This window comes from Streptomyces mutabilis, from assembly GCF_014649815.1.
GTDB lineage: Bacteria > Actinomycetota > Actinomycetes > Streptomycetales > Streptomycetaceae > Streptomyces > Streptomyces mutabilis.
Genome location: NZ_BMTT01000307.1, coordinates 1 through 523, shown reverse-complemented (window position 1 = coordinate 523; position 523 = coordinate 1). Strand labels below are relative to the sequence as shown.

The 523-nt window shown below is 31.7% G+C and carries 1 protein-coding gene; it reads left to right on the top strand.

Translation table 11 applies throughout. The features are described from left to right. Positions 1-233: 233 nt before the first annotated feature. On the top strand, positions 234-523 hold a 290-nt coding region (locus IE142_RS40440; RefSeq protein ID WP_191889532.1), incomplete at its 3' end, for an ATP-dependent Clp protease proteolytic subunit.

The following is a 523-nucleotide window of genomic DNA, read 5'->3' as shown; positions in this document are numbered from 1 at the left end:
TTTAAGAACCGGAATCTTATGTGTTATCCATTACACTACGAGGGGTAAATATTGAAATAATCACATTTCTGTACGTCGTTCAATAATGACGGTACAATGAAAACGATAATTCTAGTTTACAAATGAAAAGGTTAAGCGTCAAATTGAATTTTTGATTAATAAGCTTAATCTTTGACCATTTTTGACTTTTAAGGTAAAATAATTTTAACAGTTATTATAAGGAGGAAAAATAAATGAATTTAATTCCTACAGTTATTGAAACAACTAACCGCGGTGAACGTGCGTATGATATATATTCACGTTTGTTGAAAGACCGTATTATCATGCTAGGTTCTCAAATTGATGATAACGTAGCTAACTCTATTGTGTCACAATTATTATTCTTGCAAGCGCAAGATTCTGAAAAGGATATTTATTTATATATTAATTCACCAGGTGGCAGTGTAACTGCTGGATATGCTATTTATGATACTATCCGACATATCAACGCAGACGTTCAAACAATCTGTATTGGTATGGCAGC